We start from the raw sequence: 19,956 nt of genomic DNA on the forward strand, positions 1-19,956 counted from the left end.
GAAAAATTTCTGAAGGGGTACGTGTGCAGGTACAACGCCAATGTCGGCGCCAGTTGCATGCGCCAATTGCGGACACTGGTATTGACGCCAGATGCGGACGCGGGTGCACGAAGTAGTCCTACGAGGCAGGGATGAAATGCACAGGTGAAGTGATACGGGATGGTTTTGCGCAGTAAAGAACCGAGGATGCAAAAACTGCACATTTCGCAGCCACTCGCACTCATTCCTTTGCACGTTCGTTCCAAGTACCCCGTGTATAAATGTTGTGACCTGCGTCTTACGGAATGCGGACGAACTTTCGCTTGCCTGCTTGAATGACAGCACCCTGCAGATGGGCTGGTTCTACATTATAGGTACGAGGACCAAGCGCTTCCTGGTTAATTTTTACACCGCCGCCATCAATAAGTCTGCGAGCTGCCCCAGCGCTTTCACACAACGACGCTTCTACCAGCAATTTAGGCAAATACACCAAACCATCATCATTAGTTTCAAGGGTGCCTTCAAACGTAGGAATATCATCGGGAATAGCATGCTGCTTAAAGATCAAATCAAATGCAGCTTCGGCTTCTTGCGCTGCCTCGGCGCCGTGATAAGCTTCCACAATGTTGCGTGCAAGGCGGCGTTTTACCTTGTTGGGATGCAATTCTCCCTGTTCAAGACCACGAACAAGCTCGTCAATTGCATCGACGCTTTCTGTGGAAGCAAGGCGGAAATACTTCTCCATAAGCTGATCGGGGATAGACATCACTTTACCGAACATGTCGGCGGGCTCATCGGTAAGACCAATGTAGTTACCGTAGCTTTTTGACATTTTCTGCACGCCATCGGTGCCTTCTAGCAGCGGAAGCGTAAGGCACACCTGGGGCTCCATGCCCATTTTCTCCATAAGTTCGCGGCCGGCAAGCAGGTTAAACAGCTGGTCAGATCCGCCAATTTCGACGTCGGCCTTAATTTGCACCGAGTCGTAAGCCTGCATAATGGGGTATAAGAATTCATGCACGCCAATAGGCTGATTTTGCGTGTAGCGATTGTGGAAATCATCGCGCTCGAGGATGCGGGCAACAGTAAACTTGCTGGTAAGCTGCAATAAATCGGTCATGGTAAGCGAAAGCAGCCATTCGGCGTTATAAACGAGCGAGGTTTTGTTGGGATCGAGCACCTTAAATGCCTGGTCAACATAGGTTTGTGCGTTGTGCGCTACCTGCTGTTCGGTAAGTTGTGGTCGCGTAGAATTACGCCCTGATGGATCGCCAATAAGCGCTGTGCCGTTACCAATAATAAGCGTAACGTGATGTCCAAGGTCTTGAAACTGGCGCAACTTACGCAGTGGAACAGCATGTCCAAGATGAATATCAGGGGCAGTTGGGTCAACTCCCAGCTTGATGTTCAGCGACGTGCCGCGCTTGAGCTTCTCGAGCAATGCCGACTGTGGTACCACTTTATCGGCACCAGATGCAATAATGCGTAGTTGTTCTTGAGCATCTATCATAATCGCGTTCCCTTTGTATTGGTGTGCTTTGTTTCGGTAGTGTTCATAGTAATATAAAATGCACAATCGCGAAAGAACCAGAGTGCCCTGGCACGGAAATGTGCGGATACGAGGCAGGGATGGGGCGCGCGTGGGTGGCGATGTGGTGCGAGCGGCAATGGGCACGCGTGAGTGACGATATGATGCGAGCGGAACTGTAGCGTAGAAGAGGTGCGGAAACGGCGCGGGAACGATGCAAGTATGAAGGCGTGCTGGCTGTTCGTTCGCGAACATGCGGGAGCTATGACGGGAACTATGACAGGAGCTATTGCACACCACGAAGACAGGAGCTATTGTACACCACGAAACAAGTGCCCCGTAGTAGTTCCAACAAGCTTTTCGAGAGAAATATGTGTGCTGCCAGCGCAATCAATCGCTTTTTGGACGCGCGCAACAGCTCGGGAGCTTTCCTCTGGTGACAGAAGCGTCGTATCAACCATAAACGCATCGATGCCAACATCAAGTAAATCGGGAATTGATGGAACAGCGTCAAGTGCTACACCATTGTACAAATGACTGCGCCCAAACATATCCGTAATCACGGGGAAGTTGTAACCCTTTCGGTCGTGCAACGCATGGGCACGTGAGCGACGTTCACACTGCGGACACTGCTCGTTACATGCGCCTTCGCTCATCAGCAAACAATGTTCGGTTACCATCATCTCTTGTGCACCGCTTACACATAAACCCATGCTAATAGATGTGCGTTCGGCAATAAACGCAATTTGTCCCAGTGTAAGCTCGGGTGAAAGCCACACACGTTTCACGCCCATATCTTCCAAAAGACGCACCGATGCAGTGTTGGTGATAGGAACGTGTGGACCAATTTCGACATCAGCACCCAGCTCAAGCGCGCGGAAAGCCGCCGAGAAACTGTCGCAGAATACCCGTTTACCAGGAACAACATACTGCCATACGTCAAAGGGGATGCGTGACTCACGCGTTCCTTTAAGGGGATCGTGGTTAATAGTGGGAAGGCACATTATTTTCTGCTTGGGGTATCCTCCCTGTTCAGGTTGCACTTGGCGAACGCCTTGCAAGCTTGCCTGATCGCGCTTGTAACCAACAATCGGAAGATACAGCATGCTGGCGCCGGCTCGTTTGGCCGCTCGGGCACACCGCGGGTTGGTAGCCCATGCCACAACGCTTGGGTTTTGAGCGGTGGAAGTGCACCTTTGCATAGGCGAACGGGGGTGTACTAACTGTTCTAAATCGGCCGATTTGCTCAAAGAGTCATCAGGATGCACACGTGCTTGAGCACGGGAAAATACCTGATGCGCAGTATAAATTTCCTTTTCTAGTACAGAAAGCGCCTGAGAGCGCAAACGATGAATGTCCGAAAAACTGCCACCAACACCCTCAGACAACCGAATGGAATGCGACACAATACAAAAAGGCGTTTGACCAAGGCGGTTAATATGTGCAAACACATCATGTTCGGTAAGTTCCTTAGTGCGCGCAGGCGCAACCGCTTCGCCCCACGCTTCGCCAGAAAGTGTATCGGCACAGTTCATGCGCACGTAACCATGCCACGTACGCGAGATGTGAAACGCGATGTGCGCAGGCTTGCCGAGCTCAAAAACGGCGTCAAGATGAACGGGAATGCGCGGCTCGAAAGGCTGTTCTACAAATTCATTACGCGCAGCACGCACACGAAAAATGCGGTTACCTTTTGTGGCGCTTTTTGGTAAATCGGCATGGTTAAGCGAACAGCCAAATCCCTGATGAGGATAGGCATCGATGTCGCTTTGTAGAAGCTGATACACCACATTGCCTTTATTCGTGTAAATTTCAAGAACGTCTCCTGCAAACAGCTGCACACTACTGGTTACATATACACACGTTGTTGCTGATAATGCGGTGTTTTGAGTATGTTTGCGCTGTTCAAAAGCTTGCTTACGCGTAAATTGCTGACGTGCAGAGTATTGTTGAGGGGCAGAGTGTTGTTGAGAACTGCTCTTGCCCGCATCTTGTTTGTGAAAAGAGCATTCCGTGCGTCCAATAAACACGCCGCGATTATTAGGACGCCCGTAACTCATAATGGAATTGCCGCGCTGCGCATTCAAGTATGCGGTAGTAAAGCCGCGCGAAAACGCCTGCGACAAAGCAGTTTGTTCATCGGGTGTTGGACGCGGATTATCTCCTGCATAAAGGCGATCGAGTATGCGTCGATATACCGACACGACCGTATATACATACGATACCGATTTCATACGCCCCTCAATTTTGAGCGATGACGTACCTGTAGCAATGAGTTCGGGCAATACTTCTGCTGTACATAAATCGCGCGGAGAAAGCAAATGGTCACCCGTGGGTGATTGCGCGCTTTGTGCAGTGTGAGAAGTGTGGGAAATGTGGGAAGCGGGCTGCGCGGAGCACGAGTGGTGTGCAGCGTGCGACTCTTGTGGCGCAGGCGCGGTGTGCGACTCTTGTATGGCATGCGGCTCTTGTGGCGTGGACGCAGCTTGCGACTCTTGCGCAGCTTGCTCGGAAGTTGCCGTGTGCAACGCAGACGCGGGTGCTTCTTTCGCCGTAAGTTCATACGGCAAACGACACGCCTGTGCACACAAACCTCTGTTCGCAGACCTGCCGCCAATGAGTGATGACATCAAGCATTGTCCCGAATAGCACACGCACAAAGCCCCGTGTGCAAACGTTTCAACTTCCATTCCTAACTGTGCCGCTTCGCTTGACAACTCGCTTATCTCGGCAAATGATAGCTCGCGCGCAAGTGTTACTCGAGTTGCTCCCAACCGCGCACATGCCTGCACACCTGCCTTGTTGTGAATGTTCATCTGTGTTGAAATATGAATAGGCGCAGATGGAAGTTGCTCACGAAGCGTCGCACACAAACCAAGATCTTGTACGATAAATGCGTCACAGCCTGCCGCAAACGCATCACGCGCAAATTGCACTGCTCGATCAATTTCACTGGGAAGAATTTCAATGTTGAGAGTAATATATATCGAAACCCCACGTAAATGTGCAAATTCAGCCGCTTCTCGGAGCGATTCCATTGTGAAGTTATCGGCATTACGCCGCGCATTAAATTCACCTAAACCCAAATAAACTGCATCAGCACCTGCACAAACAGCCGCACGCACGCACTCCATATTGCCAGCAGGAGCAAGGAGCTCAATATGCGTACGCGGCGATACGCATTCTTGCGTACTGAGCGAAATAGAGTTATGTTCCCTGTTCGCAGAGCATGTTTCACGTGAAACATCAACCGGTGCATTCTGTGATTCTGATTCTGCAAACGATGGATTCTGTGGGGTGTTCTGTGGTTCTGAGTCTGCAAGCGGCACGTGCTTCAATTCCGCACACATCACATTCACTGAATTCTCGTCAATACTCATAGTGCCTTTCCCCCACGCACAAGGCGTATAAATCACTAGCTATCAAGGCGTTGAACAGCACCCCACCCAGAACCGCCGCTACACCCGTGTCTACGTACCCAGGAACCCGCATACGCAATGCAAGACGTTTCCTCGTAACTCGTATATAATAACGTGGAATAATGTTTCACAACACTTCGTTTGTTCATTGTTACGTGTTCCACAAGAGAGGATCGTATGCCTAACCAACGACGCAAACGCGCACACGTGCCCCTCAAAGGCCTTATAGTAGCTTTTTTTGCAAGCGCTCTGTTTGTGCTAACCTGCATGTTTGTGTCAGTTGTAAGCAGCGCGTTTGACGCATGGAATGTGAATTTACCTTCTCTTGAAAACACAAAAGCATTCGATTTTGCAACAAAATCGGTAATGTATGCCTCTGATCAAAGCACAAAGCTTGCAGAGTTTCAGCTAGAAAAACGCGAAACAATAACGCTTGACAAAGTATCTCCGCTTGCAATTCAAGCCACACTTGATACCGAAGACAGGCGATTCTATACCCATAACGGCATCGACTACCTGGGAATACTTCGTGCAATAACCATGCAACTAACAGGCAATGGGCGCGAAGGGGCGTCAACTATTACCCAACAATTAGTACGTAATACCCTTCTTACACATGAAGCGCGCGAAATTTCGCTTAAGCGCAAAGCACGCGAGGCAGCGCTCGCACTTCAACTGGAAAAAAAGTACAGCAAGCAAGAAATCCTAGAGCTATACTTTAATACAGTGAACTATGGCGATGGAATTTATGGAATTCAAAAAGCTGCGGAACTATACTTCCAAAAATCTGCCTCTGACCTTAGTTTGCCTCAGGCAGCACTGCTTGCTGGCATTCCACAATCGCCCACGCGCCTTAACCCAAAAACACACCCCAACGCTGCATTGAAACGACGCAATATCGTATTGAGCCGTATGAAAAATGCCGGTCATATAACGCAAGAAGAATTTGATGCTGCTGTTGCGACACCTCTTGAGTTGCGTCCCGCGCAGGCATCTCCGTTCCAAGGCATTTATGCACATCCGTATTTTGCAAGTTACGTGCGCGACTTAATCTTAAATCACGGTGACAAATATCATGTTTCACGTGCAAGTTTGTTTGAGGGTGGTCTGACCATTTACACAACACTTGATCCTGCTCTTCAACAGAAAGCAGAAGATGCGTATGCACAGTACTTTGCAGGCGCAAACCCCAACCGCAACGGAGCGCTTGTTGCTATTGACCCTGCTAACGCACATGTAAAGGCACTTATTGGTGGACGCAACTTTGTTGAACAGCAATGGAACGCAGCAGTGCAAGGCGGGCGTCCCACCGGTTCAACATTCAAGATGTTTACGCTGGTAACTGCTATAAAACAAGGTATTAATCCGAATACCCGTATCGATTGTAGCGACCCTGCCTATAACACTCAAGGCGGTCTTATACATAACTTTAGCCATAAAGGCTACGGAATGCGCTCAATTGCCTATGCGACAGCTATTTCATCGAACACGGGATTTTATCGTCTTGCTGAACAAGTAGGAGCGCAATCGCTTGTAGAAACAGCCCATGAAATGGGCATACATGCTAAACTTCCAGCATATCCCATTATCACGCTAGGAACTGAAAATGTGACACCGCTTGAAATGGCAGGCGCGTATACAACACTTGCCGCAGGCGGGTGGCAGCGCGATCCTGTAGTAGTGACCAAAATCATTGATAAAAACGGTGTGGTAATTTTTGAAGAAAATGGCGAGGCTAAACGTGCACTTGAGGAAAGCGTTGCAGGTGCAGCTACGCAAGTATTACGAGGTGTTTTTGAAACCCCAGGTGGCACAGCATATGGCGCTCGTCCATCAAATGGGCAAGTAGTAGCAGGAAAATCGGGTACAAGCCAAAACTTCCGCGACAATTGGTTTGTAGGATATTCACCCACATTAGTATGCTCAGTATGGGTTGGAAATACCGACTTTACACCACTTCCACGCCATATTGGAGCACTCCCACTGTGGAAACGATTTATGTCGCTTGCACTTGCTGACCAAAAACCTGTCGCCTTTCCTCTTACCGAAGCGCCATTTTATCTTGAACCTGAAATTGCGCCTGATACAGGACACGACGAAGACGAGCTCAAGGAAGAAATTCCGCCTGGTGGCACTTCACTTTTACCAGAAGCCGATAGAGAGCACCCAGGTGGTCTTGATCCGCGCACAGCGCCGCGTGTTGTTGGCAAATCGATTGATGATGCTATGCGTGAGCTTGGCTCGTATTGGGTTGTGAAACAATTTGTTCCTGCTGAACAACCTGCGAATACGGTGTTTAAACAAGCGTGGCACGGAAATGTCGTGCTGCTTTATATTGCGCATGGTGTGCCAAGCAATGCGCTTGATGCTGGAGCAGCTGGCGGCGCTGGCGCAAGAAACAACGCAGGCGGTGGAGCTGCGCTAAACGCTGAAACAGCTCGTAATGCGGATGATGCAGGTGCAGAAGTCACGAGTAACGCTCCCACTACTCCCGCTACGGCAGTACCAAGCGGCAACGAATAATAACAAGTGAATTGAACTGGTTGAATAGTGGGTGAGCGGCGCATGCACGTGTAGACCAGCGCACATGTAAGCAGCGCGCATACGTAGCATACACGCGCAGAGCGTGGATATACCGCTCACGCTCGAAACGATACTACCGAGTGTAGAGGAGCACACACGCAGAACATGCACGTGCGGAGCGTGCATGTACAGACACAACCATTACTTCAAGTCGAGTGCGATTGCGTCAGCTTCCTTTAAAGCAGCAAGTCCTTCATCGTATTGTTTTTGAATAGCTGCCAATTTATCGGCGTAAGCTTTTGACGTAAACGTAAGAGTTGTGCCCTGTTGCGCTGCTGAATATAAATCAACATACGAATTAAGTGCCGTTTTAAGCGTTCCTAATGCAGAAAGATATTTATCTTTCATAGGAGCGAGCACTTCAGGTGCATCTTTTTTGGACAGCTTGTCAATTTCGTCAGAAATTTTAGAAATTTGCGCCTTCATGCCTACAGTATCGTAGCGCGACACGGCGCTATTAAATGAGTCGAGGCACGACGACAAATTCTCAATAAAGCCATTAATCTGCGACATATACGCGCGATTTTCTTTTTGCGCTTCAGTAAGATGAGGAGACGGTGCCGCTGCACAACCTGCAAGCGTACCAGCCAATATGAAGCATAATGACGCGCCTGCTACTGTATTGCGAAACTTTTTTGCCATACCAATCTCCTTATAAAGCACTATAAACCGAGCACAGACATTCATTGTACACTACTTAGCAAACGCTTTAGCTCCTAGGCTGCATTGTTACTTGTTTTGTTATCTTTCTGATCTCCTCGTTGCGCACCTGGTACATCATGTGCACCCGATTCCTTACGCGCAGGAGAATCGCCCGAGCTTTGAGTGTTCTGCGTACCGCGTGTGCCTGACGCGTCCTGTTCACCTTGTGCGGCAGCTGACTTGTTTTTATCCTGCGCGTGCTTCGTGTTATGTGACGACTTGTTGCTTTCAGACTGCGTGTTTTCTTCATGCGAACGCGACGAGCGCCTAGAACTTTCTTCATCATCGCTTAAACTATATGAATGTGACGACGTATGTACACCGTGAATTTGATGCTTAGGGTCGGAATAATACTCATACTCAGGACTTTCCTGTGGCACAAATTGCTGAGGCGGCATACCGCTTAGTGCTACTTTCATAAAGTCGGCAAACACATCGGTTACGTGAGTTCCTGTTTTAAGCGGGGTTGGCTTACCTCTACTACCTGCCCAAATACCAACAGCATATTGTGGCGTTATACCATAGAACGTGACGTCATTATAATTTTGCGACGTTCCTGTTTTACCAGCAACCGCCTGCCCTGATGCAAGGCGCGCGCCCGTACCTGTTCCACGTGAAACAACAAGCTCAAGTGCCTGTTCAGCAGCATATGCCACTTCTTTAGTAAGAACGCGTTTGCTGCGTGGAACAGGATTGCGATTATCAATAAGCACCTGACCTCGAGCGTTGCTAATAAATTCAATAGGAGTAGAATCGCGATGAACGCCCTCAGAAGCAATTGTTGCGTATGCTTCCGTCATTTCAAGCGTTGTAACGTTTTCTGTACCAAGCGTAAGAGCAGCGCCCGCTTTTCTAGCATCTAACTGCGATTTTATTCCCATACGGTGCGCTGTTTCAACAACATCACTAATGCCAATTGACGCAATCAGTCGCACAAAACCCGTGTTTGACGATATTGCTAAAGCTGATGCAAGACTACGTGTTCCATAACTTTTATTGCCATCATTTGAAAGCGTATAGCCATCAATAGTTGCTGGCGAATTACAGTCGACCGTTGTGTTGGGGCTAATGCCTTTTTCTAACGCAGTAACCAAGGTAAATGCCTTAAATGCTGAACCGCACGGCCTACCACCGCCACCTGCTCCTGTTGCCAAATTTACCTGGCTGACGTCATAATTTTCGCCACCAACGAGAGCCTTAATAAAGCCAGTTTGTGGCTCTATAACTGTCATCGCAATATCGTGATTTTCTCCCAGTGTCTGACGCTTTTTATCGGCAACATCAAGGGCTGTTTGCTGCAAAAATGGATCGAGTGTCGTAATAATGCGCAAGGCTCCCTTTTTTAGCTGCGTCTCAGGAATTTTGTAATTATTTTTTAGCTGCGAAATAACAAACGACGAAAAATATGGATACGCTACAATACCATCGCTAAATTCCGTAGGCTTAAGACCAAGCGGTGCAGAGACGGCGCGGTTATAATCGTCTTGCGAGATATATCCATTAACAACCATGCGCTGCAATACAAGATTTCTCCTGTTGATAGCGTTTTGTGGATACTTCAATGGATTGTTATACGTAGGGGATTGAGGAATGCCAGCAAGCAAAGCTGCTTCAGTAAGCGTTAGTTCACGCGCGTGCTTAGAAAAATAACGCTGCGATGCAGCTTCTATACCATAGGCGCCTGATCCAAAATTGATAGCATTCAAGTACATTGTTAAGATATCGTCTTTTGAAAAATTATCTTCAATTTTAAGCGCTAATGCCGCTTCGCGAATTTTACGTTTCAGCGAAATATCATTCATTTCATCAGCAAGAATAGTATTACGGACCAATTGCTGAGTTATAGTGGACGCGCCTTCGCGGGAACCGCCCGTAATGTTGTTAAACGATGCGCGCGCAATACCCCACAAATCTACGCCGCCGTGCGTATAAAAGCGCTCGTCTTCGATAGCAACAACTGATTTTAATGCAACAGGCGCAATGTTATTCATAGTAACAGGAATACGATTTTCAAGTCTAAAACGCGCCAGTACTGTTTTGCTATCGTTAGCATACATAATCGATGGTTGCGAGTCGTTAAAATCGTTAACGTTCGTGTAATCAGGCAATCCACGCAGCCACCACATACAAACACCCAATGCAACAGCAGCTATGGCAGCTAAAAATAGCAGCAGAATAAACAGTGTTAACGCCACACGATGGCGCTTTTTTCGTTGCGGAATTTGTATACGAGCGCGAGAGCTCACCCAAACCGCCTTCCTCGTATTAGCACGCTATTTGCGCATTATACTGCACATTACCCCACGCAATGCATGCACTGTGTTTATATCAATTGCCCAAAAAATACCTCGTTATTATACCATGGACGCGAACATACAAAATACAACGTAACAAAGCAGGTAGTGAGAGGTTATAACGCTAAACGCATGAAGGCAACGAACCGATACACAACGCGCCATTATGGTGGGGCACTGCTCGATGTTGGCGTAAGTGATGGTGAGGCAATGCTCGATGTTGGGGCGTGAGTTGTGGAGTACGCGGGATCTTGGCGCGTGAGTTGTGATGGCAACACGAGCGGTTGCCCAACATGGCACGTGGAGCAATATGGGCTGCTGGGCAACAACATTGTACGGATTACGACATTGTATGAGTTACAAAGTTGTACAAGTTACGAGAGCTTGCGCAACCAAACGCTACGAAACAGAACGTGTAAGTGCGTTCAACAACTCTTCCTGCTGATGGAGCACATCTTTTACAACGTTAAATTGATATGCAAGCGCCTTATCGCCTGTGCCTCCACGAGAATTACGCGCGCGAACAATCGACGGAATATCCAGTTCATGCATCACATTTTCCTCAAACAGCGAACTTTGCGCCTTAAAATCGGCAAGCGACAAATCGGTAAGCGCACACCCGCGCTGCTCGCATAACAACACCAAATGCCCCACAATGCGATGGGCATCGCGAAACGCCATTCCCTTTTTCACCAGGTAATCAGCCACATCCGTAGCAGCCAGATGTCCCGTGTATGCCTGCCGTTCCATAGCATCTTCGTGTATCGTCATCGAGCTTATCATGCCAGCCATACAAGTAAGGCAGTCATAAATGGTGTCAAGCGAATCGAATACTCCCTGCTTATCCTCTTGCAAATCTTTATTGTAAGCCAGCGGCAAAGCTTTCATCGTTACTAACAACGACACCAAATTACCCACGGTTCGACCCGTTTTGCCTCGTACAAGCTCGGCAAAGTCGGGGTTTTTCTTTTGTGGCATAATCGATGATCCTGTCGAGAACGTATCTGACAGCTCAATAAAACCGAATTCCTGTGTTGACCACATAATAAGCTCTTCAGCTAAGCGGGAAAGGTGCATAGCGCTTACTGAACAGGCATAAAGTGTATCAAGTACAAAATCGCGGTCGGATACAGCGTCAAGTGAATTTTCGCAAACGGCAGAAAATCCCAGCAAATCGGTGGTGCGCTGACGATCAAGCGGATATGTTGTACCAGCAAGAGCAGCTGCACCCAACGGGTTACAATCTGCAGCTTCGTAAGAATGGTGCAAGCGTTTGAAATCGCGCGAAAGCATCCAAACATAAGCTAGTAAATGGTGCGCAAGATACACAGGCTGCGCGTGCTGCATATGTGTATAGCCTGGAATAATGACATGTTGCTTTTCGTGCGCGAGCTTTTCAAGAACACGACTGAACTGGTAATTTGCGCGCATCACATTGCTTATGCGGCTTTTAAGATACAGGCGCGTATCACAAATTACCTGGTCATTACGAGAACGCCCCGTATGCAAACGCGCGCCCGCTTCACCAATACGCGCAATAAGCTGCTTTTCGATTGACATGTGAATATCTTCGTCGTTTATATCAAAAGGAAACGTGCCTTTGGTAATTTCACGCTCGATGTCATCCAAGCCAGTACAGATTTTTTCTGCATCGTCATGGCTGATAATTCCCTGTTCAGAAAGCATTGTTGCATGCGCTTTCGAGCCTGCAATGTCTTGCTTGTACATGCGCTTATCAACAGGAAGCGATGCTCCAAAGCGTTGGGTGAATTCATTTGCTGACGCAGTAAAACGTCCTGACCACAGTGCCATAAAATCCCTTTCAATACCGTATATATGCCATATGTGCGCGACACGAGGTGCGGTGCCGAGTTCGCGAGGCGCCGGGGTGCACGACGCGAGGTGCGGCTCCAAGTGCTTGAGGAACGGGGTGCGCGATGCGGAGTGCTCACACAAAGTGCTGCGTGCGCAGGTTAATTCATGCAAAGTACACGGTACGACTTCATGTCATTACGCACGCCTTTTACACTCACCATACGCACCACACGTTCCACGCGTTTCGCACAAGACATACGCACCACACGTGGCTCGTTACGCGCCTCACACCAAGCACCCCGTTTACCACCTGCTACAAAATACTTTGGTTGTGCGCAATTCTGTTCTGCGCCCAAATTTTGTTCGACAAAATAGTAAGGTCAATAAAGCCTTGCGCAGCGTTATGGTTGAAACTATCCGACTTGTCGTAAGTAGCCAATGCGTAACTGTACAGAGAAAAGTCGCTTTTTCTGCCCACAACGGTGCACGTGCCCTTGTAGAACTTCAATTTTACAACACCGCTCAAGCACTGCTGCGTATGTGCCATAAACGCATCAAGAGCGCCCTTAAGCGGCGAGAACCACTGACCATAATACACAGCTGTTGCCCACGAATGCTCAAGCGGAAGCTTCGCGTGAAGCACTTCACGTTCCAGACACAAGGCCTCAAGTGCTTTGTGCGCCTCAATAAGCGCAAGCGCAGCAGGTTGTTCGTAACATTCTCTACTTTTCACGCCCACGAGCCTGTTTTCTACCATGTCAAGACGGCCATATCCATTGCTCCCTGCAATGTCATTCAATGCGTAAATAATGTCAAGATAGCTCATTGGCTTATTGTCAAGCGCGCACGGTATGCCTTGTTTGAATTCGATTTCAGTATAAGTGGGCTTATCAGGCGCCTGTTCTGGGGAAACAGTCATCGTGTAAATGTCCTCAGGTGGTTCATTGTAAGGATCTTCCAAAATACCGCACTCAATTGCCCGACCCCATAAATTATCATCGATTGAATACGGGCTTGCTTGCGTGGTAGGCACTTCTACGCCGTGTGCCTGTGCCCACTCCATCTCTTCAGGGCGTGTTTTAAATTCCCATTCTCTAACAGGAGCAATTACCTTAAGCGTTGGATCGAGCATTGCAATGCATGCCTCAAAGCGCACTTGATCGTTACCTTTACCCGTACAGCCATGCGCAACATAAGCAGCATTATATTGATGTGCAATTTCAACTAATGCTTCAGAAATGATTGGACGTGAAAGCGCCGATAAAAGAGGATATTGGTTCTCGTATAAGGCATTGGCAGCAAGCGCACTTGTAAGCGCTTTCTGAACAAATTTTTCACGCATATCAACAATGTGGCAATTAATAGCTCCTGTTTTAAGGGCACGTTGCTTAATAGCTTCAAGACCAGCGTGCTCTTGGCCAAGCTCGCCAACAACAGCCACAACATTAAGATGTTTTACTTCTTGTAGCCATTTAATGCAGATCGACGTATCGAGTCCGCCTGAATATGCTAAAACGACTGTTTCCTTAGATGGGTCGGCTTTTACGGAATTGGCAACAACAGCTGATGAAGACGATGTATGTGAGGTACATGCCTGTGAAGCACATGCTTGAGTGGAGCTTGTAGAAGCGTTTGATGAAGTAGTCATAGTAACATCCTTTCTCGATGGTGTAGTGTGTGTTATGTAACGGAGTGCAGTTTACGTGGTGTAACAATAGCGTTTTATCGCTACAGATGTGCGCGAACGCACATGGACAGGCAAAACTTTACACGTTGATGCTTTTATCGCGAATGGAATTACCATGAAAACGCACAACGCTAAGAGCATGCCTCGTAGGCGCGCCCGAACTTACCGTGGGCAGAAGCCCATGTCAGCTGGACGCTAAATACGTCGGGCACTACGTCGCTCAGCGCGGCGACCAGAAATGCTATGAAGTTGTTGAGTGGAAGAAAAGGCAATCGCACTATTTGCTTGTTGTGAGCAAGCACCATCGGAAGATACGCATACGCTAAGCACTGTTTGTGCAGATGAAAGCATTGCGTTCCTCCTTTAGCTTGCTAAGTGCTTTACATGCATGCGTTCATTTCAACCGCAATCCATAAAGCTGTGCGAATAAGTGTTTAAAAGCATAACACGTGTTTTAAGATATGCAAGCATAAATATAAAAGTTTCCATAACTTACTATGTTGCCAGTTCACACGTGCGTTAACATGAATTTGAAAGGGTGATCCGCTCGTTAGGGTAAGCTGCTCGTTAGGGTAAGCTGCTCATTGACGTGCGCGAAACACTATGCTTCACTATTCAGATGTTCCGCAAGAAACGCAAGCGCTTCACGATAGCCTTCCTTGCCTTTTCCGCTTATCTGCATGCAACATACCGCCTGAATCACTGACGTATGACGAAATGCTTCGCGCGCATAAATATCAGATAAATGAACTTCGACAGCAGGAATGCGAGCCAATTCCAATGCATCACGCAAAGCATAGGAATAATGTGTGAATGCGCCAGCATTGATGATAAGCGCTTCATACAACAACGGCGCATCTTGTACAAATGACACCAATTCCGCTTCACTGTTGCTATGGAAAAACGTACAGTGCAAGCAAACATCATGCGCCACACATGCGATATAGCTCTCCAAACAGGAAAGTGTTTCCGTGCCATAATGATGCGCATCACGACGTCCCAGCGCGTTCAAATTTGGCCCATGTAATACTGCAATACGATGAACAGTGCGCGTTGTTTTTTCTTGCTTGATCGTAGTGCAAGCGGCAGATTTTTTAGAAAGAAAAACAGCGCGTTCATTGGTTGTGATTGTAGCGCGTACATCATGTGTGTGATCAGCACATTTCTCATTAATCGCACATGCTGATTGCGCGTTATTGATAGCATTGCGCTTACTACAAGTAGTATGTTTAATGGTGGTATGCTGAGTGCTCATACAATACTCCTTTACACGAACGTATCTACACGTGGTCTGCTCTCATAAGCATGCGATGTAACGAACAACAAAACAGTCCTCATAAGCGTGCAATGCAGCGAACAACAAAACAGTCACTCAAGCGCACGAGCCTGAAATAATGCTGCTGATAGCGTGTGCTCACTCGTACTCGATCACGATGTTACTGCTTATATATCCTGCACTTCACAATAGGCACGCAACGCTTGCTCAATAAGCTTATCTTCCACTACCTGCAAGCGAAGATTTCCTTTGTTATCGGGTAAAATGAACACAATTGAACCATCGTGCGCTTTTTTATCGTGATGCATCGCCTCAAGAATATTACAGCAAAAATTACTATCAGATTGTGCGTATCGCCTGAACAACGGGGCATAATCGAGGTCATCAAGCAACTGCGCTTGTTTGGTTACAAAATCGGACAGTGACGTAAACGTAGAACACAGCAACGATGTGACATGCAATGCGTCATCATGCACCATATGACCCTGCTGCGCCAACCACTGTGCCAAAAATGCCGCAAAGCGTGCGCCTTCAGCAACTGCCACTCCATGACTCATAACGCCATAGCCACACACGCGCTCAAGCGCATGTCCTAACGTATGTCCATAATTCAAAAATGCGCGCGTTCCGGTAGTATCATGCTCATCATCAGCTACGATACGTGCTTTTTCCTGCACACAGACGTATACCAACTTTTCCAAACACGCGAGCGTTTCTTCGTTAAATACTCCTGCTTGCAAACTGTGCAAATGCAGAGCAAGTGTGTGCAGATAATCACTAGCATGCGCTGTTGAAAGCATGGCCATCTTTAATGCTTCACCCATACCACTTTTAAGCTCAGCAAAGGGAAGTGTTTGAAGTACATCAACATCAATCAACACACCCTGAGGCTGGTAAAATGCTCCTACCAAATTTTTACCAGACGCTAAATTTACGCCCGTTTTGCCACCAACTGACGCATCAACCATCGCAAGAAGCGATGTTGGTATGTGTACAACTCGAATACCACGCATGAAAATAGCTGCTACAAATCCACTTATATCGCTCACTACACCCCCACCGAGCGACACAAGCATGGAGTGGCGATCAAAGCCCTGTTCTGCAAGATAGGTGCAAATATCGTGAACGGTTTTGAGATTTTTTGATGGTTCACCAGCTTGTATAAGATAATGCGTTACGCGAAATCCCATTGAAGTAAGCGATTGTTCAGCAGAAGCCATATAGTGTGGTGCAACGTTCGTATCACTTACCATACACACTCGAGACACTGTCGTAGACATATCAAAGGTAGTTTGAGTGCTTGCTAATAGTGCTTGCACATACTCACCAAGCTTTGCGTGTGCCCCACGCTGAAATCTTACGGAATAACTGCGATTATAAGGACACTGCACCCTTATACATGCGGACATAAAATCGACCTTCTTTTAAGTTCATCGAGCAAATTATGAGCCATAACACTACACGTACAATGTACATTGCATATGGTATAATCGGCAACTTCTTCGTATAAAGGCGCACGTCGCTCACCAAGCGCTGCAGCTTGTTCTTTACTAGTAAGCAAAGGTCGCATGGTAAAATTATCAATCCGCTTAAACGATTCAAGGGGAGTGCGGTTCAGAAAAACAACAAAGCCCTGTTCTTTAAGCAAGCTCCTATTTTCAGGGCGCTCAATAATCCCACCACCACATGCTACTATCACGGGGTGTGGATGCGCTGCAACTATTCGCAAACACTCAGCTTCTATATCACGAAAGACCTGCTCGCCTTGTTGCGCAAAAATAGAGCGAATACTTGTCATAGCAAATTGTTCGATATAGGAATCTAAATCAATGCACGTAAGCCCAGCTAAAAATGCAAGCTTGCGCGCAAGGGTACTTTTTCCAGCGCCGGGCGGTCCCACTAAAAACACTGTTTTTTGCAAAGATAAACGATTTTTATGAAAATTTTTATGGTGATCGCGCCTAAAATCATAAACCGTTTTTTTACAGGGATGAGCTTTATTATGGGAGATTGTTTCACGTGAAACACTCGATGAGACAACCGTACTGTGCGGCTGTTTTTCATGTGAACCATTGCACGTAATCCTAGCCGCGTGCGCAATTGACTTATTCACAACGCTACCTACATCACAATGAGTGTGCAATGATGTTTCACGTGAAACATCATGCTTGTAAGTATGTACGCTTGAGTGCTTCATAAGATTATCACGCAATTCTGCTAGCGTGCCATCGTGCGTAAACGAGCACGATAATGCTCAAGAGCTGCTTTACAATCAATCATGCAGTCTCCACCAAATTTCTGTATATATGCATTTGCTAATACAAACGCTACACGACTTTCAGCAACAATTGCTGCCGCTGGAACAGCACACACATCGCTTCGAATAACACACGCCTCATCAGCCTCAAGCGTTTCAAGATTAACACTAGCAAGCGGTTGCATCAAAGTGGGGATAGGCTTCATCGCGCATGTCAGAATCAGTGGCATACCCGTAGTAAGGCCACCCTCTAAGCCACCTGCATTATTCGAAGTACGGGTAAATTCCCACTCACCTGTTGCATGGCTTCTCGTAATAGGGTCGTGAACACGCGATCCAGGCAGCGATGCCGAAGCACGCCCCAGTCCAAAATCAAGAGAACGTAGCGCAGGAATACCAAAAATTGCCGAACCTAATTGTGCTGTTAATCGGTTATCAGAGCAACCTGTTCCCCCTAATCCAGGAACTAAACCGCGCACAATAACGCGAAATGTTCCGCCCAGCGAATCTTTATGTTCACGTGCGGCATCTATTTCGTCTTTCATACGCTGAGTAGCTTCTGGCGATGGACAACGCAATTCCGACGTCTCAATATCAAGCGGCTTATAATCGGGCGCATCAAGCAAAAAGTTATCTTCTTGCATACTTTGAGTGCCAATAGCATTAACGTACGAGAATACTTCAACGCCCATTTCAGAAAGAAATTCCCGTGCAATAGATGCTGCCGCAACCACAGCTGCCGTATTACGAGCGCTTGCTTGTTCTGCAATATCTGAACAATCTGCCGCATTAAACTTCAACACACCTGCTAAATCGGCATGCCCAGGACGAGGTACGACATGTTTTTTTATATCTGCAGGTGGCTTGCCGAATACTGCCATATCATCTACATGATGAATGGCATCTTTATTTTCGATAATCATACATACAGGGCTACCCATCGTTTTACCGAAACGTATACCTGCGGTAATGCGCACATGGTCTTTCTCGATTTTCTGGCGTGCGCCTCGACCATATCCACCCTGACGACGTTCAAGATCGGCATTGATATGCTGCTCGGAGATACCCAAACCAGCAGGCACTCCTTCAATAATTGCGCTTAACGCGCTTCCATGACTTTCACCTGCAATAAGATACTTCATGCGCGCTCACACTTTCTTGAAAACGATTTGTCAATGCCGCTTTTTTCAAGCATAGCACGGAGCAGCGTATCTGTGGACACAGTAAGCGGAATACAATGGAGTGTACACATATCAAAAAAACCTTCAAGTGCCTGATATACCAGCATACCAAGCCCATTATACGCGCGTGCATGTACCGCATGCGCAGCCTCCAAGAAGGCGGTAGTAGGCTGTGCATAGGTAACATCAAAAATTACATGCTGTGAATGTAAATATCGCGCTTGAATTGGCGATACATCGTGCGGATGCATTCCAAGCGTGCTTGCATTGATAACAACATCAGCGCAGTTCAGGTAATCCTCAGCATGATTATACGTATCAATGTGCAACGCGTGCGTAAGATAACTATATGATGGTAAGGTGCGCTTAAGCAGACAAGGTGGCTGTGCAATAGATAAAGCTGCACCGGTGTGGAAGGTATCGTGAAATGCAGAAGAATCACTAGGTATATTGTGTGCATCGCATCCGTCCTGCGCATACTGAGTATTCTGCACACTCTGTTCGTTCTGTACACTCTGTTCATCCTGTGCGCTCTGCGCGCCCAATATAACCCTCATATCTCGAGCAATCTGCATGCCCGATACCACTTGCACATCTTGATTACTCTTTGCACTCGGTACACCCTGCACACTCGATACACCCTGTACGCGCTGTAAATACTGCGACAACCGCTCAGAGGCACGCTGATAGTCGCGTGAAAGCAAACAAACACTCAATGCCCCCTCGCATAACGCCATGTGCGCAATGGCAAATGCCGTAGGTCCTGTTCCACAAATTACGACCCGTGCATCACAAGGCCATGCATGTTGCGATTGCAAAAATGCAATACATCCTACGCCATCAACATTATCAGCGTACAACTGCGATATCGATTTGTGCTGTTCGCTATTGCTATGCAGAGGAATAAGAACATTAGCGCCCCCGGCAACCATTGCTTCTTGACGCACCGTAGTAGCGGCGCGTAACGCAAGCGTCTTATAAGGCGTTGATACGTTCATCAGCAGAAATTGTTGATTGTTCATTGTGCGTAACGCGTTATCAGCATTCGGTTCATTACAAATGGAATACGTGAAAGGCAAACCAGCAGCTGCAAAAGCGCCGGCAAACAACGCAGGAGAAAGCGAATGAGCCATAGGATAGCCCATAACAAAACACTCCCGACTTGACAAAAAAGCAGGAAGAACGGGGTGTGCACCTTTTACACGGTTATCGCAATGTGTTCCTGTCACACGGTC

At 47.5% G+C, this 19,956-nt stretch carries 12 protein-coding genes; 1 reads left to right on the forward strand and 11 read right to left on the reverse strand.

Going from position 1 to position 19,956, the window contains the following annotated elements; all coding sequences use genetic code 11:
* Window positions 1-277: 277 nt before the first annotated feature.
* Together tyrS and HMPREF3190_RS02955 are read right to left on the reverse strand one after the other, a co-directional pair.
* Window positions 278-1,489 (reverse strand): tyrosine--tRNA ligase, encoded by a 1,212-nt coding sequence (tyrS, locus tag HMPREF3190_RS02950; RefSeq protein ID WP_066780233.1) that lies wholly within the window; start codon window positions 1,487-1,489, stop codon window positions 278-280.
* A gap of 329 nt (window positions 1,490-1,818) precedes the next feature.
* Complete coding sequence (locus HMPREF3190_RS02955) at window positions 1,819-4,641, reverse strand: DUF3656 domain-containing U32 family peptidase (RefSeq protein ID WP_449676087.1); 2,823 nt, start codon at window positions 4,639-4,641, stop codon at window positions 1,819-1,821.
* 558 nt (window positions 4,642-5,199) lie between these two features.
* Between HMPREF3190_RS02955 and HMPREF3190_RS02960 the strand changes: the two genes are divergently transcribed.
* Entirely contained in the window at window positions 5,200-7,449 is a 2,250-nt protein-coding gene (locus HMPREF3190_RS02960) for a transglycosylase domain-containing protein (RefSeq protein ID WP_449676078.1), read from the forward strand.
* Window positions 7,450-7,650: 201 nt separating this feature from the next.
* Here the strand turns inward: HMPREF3190_RS02960 and HMPREF3190_RS02965 are convergent, their stop codons facing one another.
* The 9 genes from HMPREF3190_RS02965 to HMPREF3190_RS03010 all read right to left on the reverse strand — a co-directional run bounded on the left by HMPREF3190_RS02965 (window position 7,651) and on the right by HMPREF3190_RS03010 (window position 19,950).
* The gene (locus HMPREF3190_RS02965; RefSeq protein WP_066780241.1) at window positions 7,651-8,151 is read right to left on the reverse strand and encodes a hypothetical protein; all 501 of its coding nucleotides are present in this window, start codon (window positions 8,149-8,151) and stop codon (window positions 7,651-7,653) included.
* A gap of 74 nt (window positions 8,152-8,225) precedes the next feature.
* Window positions 8,226-10,457, reverse strand: a complete 2,232-nt coding sequence (locus HMPREF3190_RS02970; protein ID WP_156425696.1) for a transglycosylase domain-containing protein — start codon at window positions 10,455-10,457, stop codon at window positions 8,226-8,228.
* Window positions 10,458-10,904: 447 nt separating this feature from the next.
* On the reverse strand, window positions 10,905-12,317 hold the full coding sequence (gene argH / locus HMPREF3190_RS02980; RefSeq protein WP_066780247.1) for an argininosuccinate lyase: 1,413 nt from the start codon (window positions 12,315-12,317) through the stop codon (window positions 10,905-10,907).
* 316 nt (window positions 12,318-12,633) lie between these two features.
* Window positions 12,634-13,968 carry an argininosuccinate synthase gene (locus tag HMPREF3190_RS02985; protein WP_082715117.1) on the reverse strand — a complete coding sequence of 445 codons (1,335 nt, stop codon included), beginning with the start codon at window positions 13,966-13,968 and terminating at the stop codon, window positions 12,634-12,636.
* Window positions 13,969-14,608: 640 nt separating this feature from the next.
* Complete coding sequence (locus HMPREF3190_RS02990; RefSeq protein WP_082715118.1) at window positions 14,609-15,262, reverse strand: type II 3-dehydroquinate dehydratase; 654 nt, start codon at window positions 15,260-15,262, stop codon at window positions 14,609-14,611.
* Between the two features lie 188 nt (window positions 15,263-15,450).
* Window positions 15,451-16,563, reverse strand: a complete 1,113-nt coding sequence (gene aroB, locus HMPREF3190_RS02995) for a 3-dehydroquinate synthase (RefSeq protein WP_449676080.1) — start codon at window positions 16,561-16,563, stop codon at window positions 15,451-15,453.
* A 113-nt stretch (window positions 16,564-16,676) separates the two neighbouring features.
* Window positions 16,677-17,480: a shikimate kinase gene (locus HMPREF3190_RS03000; RefSeq protein ID WP_066780252.1), complete on the reverse strand. Its 804-nt coding sequence runs from the start codon at window positions 17,478-17,480 to the stop codon at window positions 16,677-16,679.
* A 20-nt stretch (window positions 17,481-17,500) separates the two neighbouring features.
* Complete coding sequence (gene aroC, locus HMPREF3190_RS03005; protein ID WP_066780253.1) at window positions 17,501-18,682, reverse strand: chorismate synthase; 1,182 nt, start codon at window positions 18,680-18,682, stop codon at window positions 17,501-17,503.
* A complete protein-coding gene (locus HMPREF3190_RS03010) occupies window positions 18,679-19,950 on the reverse strand; it encodes a shikimate dehydrogenase family protein (protein ID WP_449676083.1) in 1,272 nt (423 codons plus the stop codon). The genes aroC and HMPREF3190_RS03010 overlap by 4 nt, the downstream gene beginning before the upstream one ends.
* Window positions 19,951-19,956 lie beyond the last annotated feature (6 nt).

The sequence above is a fragment of the Umbribacter vaginalis genome, from assembly GCA_001552935.1.
Lineage (GTDB): Bacteria > Actinomycetota > Coriobacteriia > Coriobacteriales > Eggerthellaceae > Berryella > Berryella vaginalis.

Bases quoted from the DNA above. Each gene is read 5' to 3' on its own strand.
- HMPREF3190_RS02985 (WP_082715117.1), bottom strand. From the start codon at position 13,968: ATGACTACTTCATCAAACGCTTCTACAAGCTCCACTCAAGCATGTGCT.
- aroC (WP_066780253.1), bottom strand. From the start codon at position 18,682: ATGAAGTATCTTATTGCAGGTGAAAGTCATGGAAGCGCGTTAAGCGCA.
- HMPREF3190_RS03000 (WP_066780252.1), bottom strand. From the start codon at position 17,480: ATGAAGCACTCAAGCGTACATACTTACAAGCATGATGTTTCACGTGAA.
- argH (WP_066780247.1), bottom strand. From the start codon at position 12,317: ATGGCACTGTGGTCAGGACGTTTTACTGCGTCAGCAAATGAATTCACC.
- HMPREF3190_RS02990 (WP_082715118.1), bottom strand. From the start codon at position 15,262: ATGAGCACTCAGCATACCACCATTAAACATACTACTTGTAGTAAGCGC.
- HMPREF3190_RS02955 (WP_449676087.1), bottom strand. From the start codon at position 4,641: ATGGAGTGCGTGCGTGCGGCTGTTTGTGCAGGTGCTGATGCAGTTTAT.
- HMPREF3190_RS02965 (WP_066780241.1), bottom strand. From the start codon at position 8,151: ATGGCAAAAAAGTTTCGCAATACAGTAGCAGGCGCGTCATTATGCTTC.
- tyrS (WP_066780233.1), bottom strand. From the start codon at position 1,489: ATGATAGATGCTCAAGAACAACTACGCATTATTGCATCTGGTGCCGAT.
- aroB (WP_449676080.1), bottom strand. From the start codon at position 16,563: ATGTCTACGACAGTGTCTCGAGTGTGTATGGTAAGTGATACGAACGTT.